The organism is Bacillus sp. Medicinal_06, assembly GCF_056711665.1.
The window spans coordinates 1-4349 of record NZ_JBWYHD010000041.1; the positions used below are offsets into that span (position 1 = coordinate 1).

General features: G+C 33.5%; 4 protein-coding genes. 3 read left to right on the forward strand and 1 reads right to left on the reverse strand.

Going from position 1 to position 4349, the window contains the following annotated elements; all coding sequences use genetic code 11:
- The 3 genes from AC1M36_RS28175 to AC1M36_RS28185 form a co-directional block, all read left to right on the forward strand.
- The coding region (locus tag AC1M36_RS28175) for a hypothetical protein (RefSeq protein WP_479846508.1) at positions 1-224 on the forward strand (224 nt) is incomplete at its 5' end.
- Between the two features lie 245 nt (positions 225-469).
- Positions 470-1462 carry a trypsin-like serine peptidase gene (locus AC1M36_RS28180; protein ID WP_479846509.1) on the forward strand — a complete coding sequence of 331 codons (993 nt, stop codon included), beginning with the start codon at positions 470-472 and terminating at the stop codon, positions 1460-1462.
- Positions 1463-2185: 723 nt separating this feature from the next.
- The gene (locus AC1M36_RS28185) at positions 2186-2629 is read left to right on the forward strand and encodes a helix-turn-helix domain-containing protein (protein WP_006097479.1); all 444 of its coding nucleotides are present in this window, start codon (positions 2186-2188) and stop codon (positions 2627-2629) included.
- 152 nt (positions 2630-2781) lie between these two features.
- On the opposite strand, the gene mobV is transcribed toward AC1M36_RS28185, so the two are convergent.
- Complete coding sequence (gene mobV / locus AC1M36_RS28190; protein WP_479846510.1) at positions 2782-3999, reverse strand: MobV family relaxase; 1218 nt, start codon at positions 3997-3999, stop codon at positions 2782-2784.
- Positions 4000-4349: the final 350 nt, after the last annotated feature.

Below are 4349 nucleotides of genomic sequence, written 5' to 3' on the forward strand. Positions count from 1 at the left end.
CAATCGAACTCCCCAACCCCTCAATCCTTGAGGGGCTCCCTCGCCAGTTGGCAGGCCAAAACGATAAACGTTTTGACAAACCAAAAGGATGGAGAATCGGCTGCACGTGTCAATTCCTTAATGCTCCTTTCATGGATCAGCACAAACCGCTGAACCATTCCAGTCCGCTTATCATTGACACTTATCTCTTATATACATTTCAAGCGCCCCAAAATCATCTCTAAACCTTTTCTATTCCTTTGCATATACACAAACACCAAAAAAGCAAAAGAATCTCTCAAACAAGCTAAGAGACCTTTTAAAAAATATATCCCTTTATTTTTATTTTCACTCTATCAAAAGATACATTGTGAGGAGATGGTTTGATTTATTTTCGAAAAAAAATCAGAGGATTTAATCGAAATCCCTAATTTTGGTATTTTATAAATTTATGTTATTATTACTTATTATAATAAATAAGGAGGTTGTTATGTTTAAACAAATAGAGTGTAAAAATTTGTTTATTTTGTCACTATTGTTTATTTCTTTCTTCCTTGTATTTTTATCAATTGAAAAAGTAAGTGCTTCTTCAATTGATCCAGCATCTACAGAATCAATTGATAACGAAAATTTGCCTATTATTAAAGAGAAAAAATCAATTCAAAGTGAAGATTCAGTTTATCAAGACACAGGTGGTTTATATACTGAAGAAGATTTTAAAAATGCTATACCGGTAGAACAAATTGAAAATTTTCCTACTGATTTAACTCCATCACAAGAAATTCAATCTAAGAAAAAAGAATATGCTCCACCTACTCCACCAATTGAATCTAATATATCAACTAAGTCTGTAGTTCCAAAAACAACAGGAAAATTATTTTTTAAAAAACCCTCATCTTCTAGTACTTATGTATGTTCTGCATCTGTTATAAATAGTAATGCTGATAATGCTGTATTAACAGCAGGTCATTGTGTTCATGGAAATGGTTCATGGTACAAAGATTTTGTTTTTGTTCCAGCTTATTATAATGGTGAACATCCTTATGGTTCGTGGATTTGGGAACGAGTACAAGCTCCTGCTGGATGGACACAAAGTAAAAACTATTCTTACGATAAAGCAGTAATAAGAATAAGTCCTAATAATGGAAATGAAATTGAAAGATATTTAGGAGCAAACGGCTGGATTACTAATATTGATCCAGCTCAAAGCAATGTACGTATTACAGGTTACCCTGCAGACCCTCCTTATACTGGGGAACTTCCTCATTCTTGTTATGGAGATACTAATAAATATAGTGGTACAGATGCATTTATGAATTGTAATTTTACTGGTGGTTCTAGTGGAGGAGCTTGGTTTGATCAAATGAGTAGTGAGGATCTAGGTATAATTTTTGCTGCAACATCAAGGGGAACAAGTTTCATAGTACCTAGATTATTAGCTACGCCGTTAGGTGATGAATTTACCAATATGTTAAAAAATTAAACTTTAAGAATAATATTTTGTAATCAATTATCAGTAGCAAGAAAAAAGGCGAGTTCCTTATGAAAATACGGAATTCGCCTTTTTTTAATAGTGTATACATGATTTTATACATTACTATTCTCGTGATCCTTTAAATTTCCTCTTGTTTTTGGGTGTGAGGTAGTGGCTGGGGTGAAGCGGAGCGAGGGGCTAGCCCCTTCTAGTGTCATAAAAATATAGAGTAAGAAGCATTTTATGGACAGCTGATCTAAGCGGTTCGGCAGATACAATTGCTAATCCAAGTCGAGCAACCTAAATCCTCGTTTTTGGTATGTTCGGCTTGGCGACATGCCTATATCTGCCGAAATTCACTTATCAATGGTGAAGCGTAGCGAAAAAGGTGGAGATTTTTGAGAGATTTTTTCTCAAAAATACTACCTGTCCATTGATAAGTGAATAGCCCTACTTAAAGATATAGAAAGGAACAAGCCGAAAAACATTGATAATTTGTAAAACGTTCTTTATTAAGAAATAAGAGCTAAAAATCCCACTTAAAATTATATAATTTTAAGTGGGATTTTTAGCTCTTATTATAAAAGACACAAGGGGAATTAAAAAAAGCTTTTATCTATAAGGTTTTTTTAAACATAATAGTTACCATATTTGGTATTGATGTTACCATATTTGGTATGTATAATAGTTACCATATGCGGTAACTATTACATAGAGGGAGGTTAAAAAGTAATGTCATCATTAGATAAAGATATTTTTATCGAAGTACCTGATGAAGAAACAGGAGAAATCCAACAATATTTATTAACTCCAGCTAAAAAGAAAAAAGTTTATAAGGGGGATTGGGTCATGGTGTTTCAAGAAGGATTAACATATGTTGCAAAACTCAATTTAAAAGGTGAAACATTGCGTGTTTATATGATCCTATTATCAAAACTAGATTATGAAAATTGGTTAAGAATTAGACAAAAAGACATAGCTGAAGAATTAGGAATGAAACCTCCCCATGTTTCAAGAGCAATTAAAGAACTTTCTAATCATGGAATTTTAGTTAAAGGTCCTAAAGTAGGTGCTTCTAATACATATCGTTTAGATCCTTCATTTGCTTTTAGAGGTCGAGATAAAAATTTGGAACAAGTCCGAAAAGAAGTAAAACACCTTAAAATCATAAAATAAGTAACCATGAATTTTGGTATTTTATAAAAAGCCCAAATCCATTGTTAGGATTTGGGCTTTTTTTGTAAAATAAGGAAGTTCCACCAAAACGTAATATAATTTATGCTTGTCTTTTTTTATTTGTATCTAGTAAAAACACAATTTCTAAAAATTTATCTTTCTAAATCCATCCTTTTATTTTTTGATTTTTTTGGTTGAATTTCTTTTGAAGCAAGATCATAACCTTTTTTTTCATGCTCAGTTAAATTGCTTTCACTAAATCGAGTGTTACTAAAAGGATTTAAAGTGATATTCACTTTCTTTTTACAATACCCTACAATTTGTTGAAATTTTTCCAATCCTTGAGGGACTCGTTCTTTATAAAACTCCTGTATTTGTGCAAATAACTTCTGAAGTCTCTCATATTTCGCTTTATATGGTTCTAATTCTTTTTTCTCTTTTTCTAAACGTTTTACAGTTGTATGTAAATCTGTATGATTCACTTCCAACGCATGATTTTTCCTCTGTAGCGTCTCATTTTCCCTTTTAAAGGCCTCTGACGCTTTTGCAAGGGTTTTGATCCTTTGGAAATCTTCTAAGCCAATTTCGACCGTTTTAGAGCGTATAAAGCCTCCTTTTTCTTTCACAGACATCTCTTCTACTCGTTTTCCTACTTTAACAGCTCCTTTTAACGCATTTAAACGGTTTTGCATTTGTTTCATTGATTTCTCTATTTGTTGTTTTTCTAACTCTTTTTCTGCAAGTGTATCTTGTAACATTTGTACCTCTTCTTTTGCTGTCAAAGCTTTAAAACGTGCGGTTTCAATATGTTTTTTATCACTAGATACTCCACGTTCTAAATCAAAACCTTTCTCTACCATATGAGCATGAAAATCATCCTGGAGTGAAACCAACTCTTTACGGTTAAAAATCTGTTTCGCTGACAATTTCTTTTCTTTCGTTATTGGAACCATTCCTACATGCATATGAGGTGTTTTTTCATCCAAATGTACCGCTGCATGCACAATGTTTTGTTCTCCATATCGTTCTTTCAAAAAACTATAGGCTTCCTCAAAGAATTCTTTTTGAGAATCTGAATCTTCTTGACTTAAACGTTCAAAGAAATCTCTATCACTTGTTACCACAAATTCGCACATTACAACTGCATCTTTTCGAATCGCTCGATTGATCTCTACATTTTGTTCAATCTTTTCTTTTACTGTTCTTAAATAATCAATATACTGATCGTTATGTAAATCATAATTCAAATGACTTTGTTCTTTTTCAATATCAGGATTTGTATGACTTTCTTTTTCTCGTTGATTATGAATCTGGATTCCTTTCACATCTCGCATCTTAAATTTCTGCATTCTACAAATGGCAAAACTCACGAATCCTCACCTCAACTTGTCCTATTTTTTCTCTTTATTTTACTCTCGACCACTCTGTAAAGTATATATACTTCTCTACTGTTTTTCGGTGGACTTCCATGTAAAGTATAGCACACTATACTTTACTATCGTAAAGAGTGTGCCCCTATGGGGGATTCGGCAAAGCCGAATAAGACCTTGGGCGTTGCCCAAACCCACTGGGGAACTCTTCCCCAGACCCCCTCAATCGAACTCCCCAACCCCTCAATCCTTGAGGGGCTCCCTCGCCAGTTGGCAGGCCAAAACGATAAACGTTTTGACAAACCAAAAGGATGGAGAATCGGCTGCACGTGTCAATTCCTTAATGCTCC

Coding starts and splice junctions, on each gene's coding strand:
- AC1M36_RS28180 (WP_479846509.1), top strand. CDS start 470: ATGTTTAAACAAATAGAGTGTAAAAATTTGTTTATTTTGTCACTATTG.
- AC1M36_RS28185 (WP_006097479.1), top strand. CDS start 2,186: ATGTCATCATTAGATAAAGATATTTTTATCGAAGTACCTGATGAAGAA.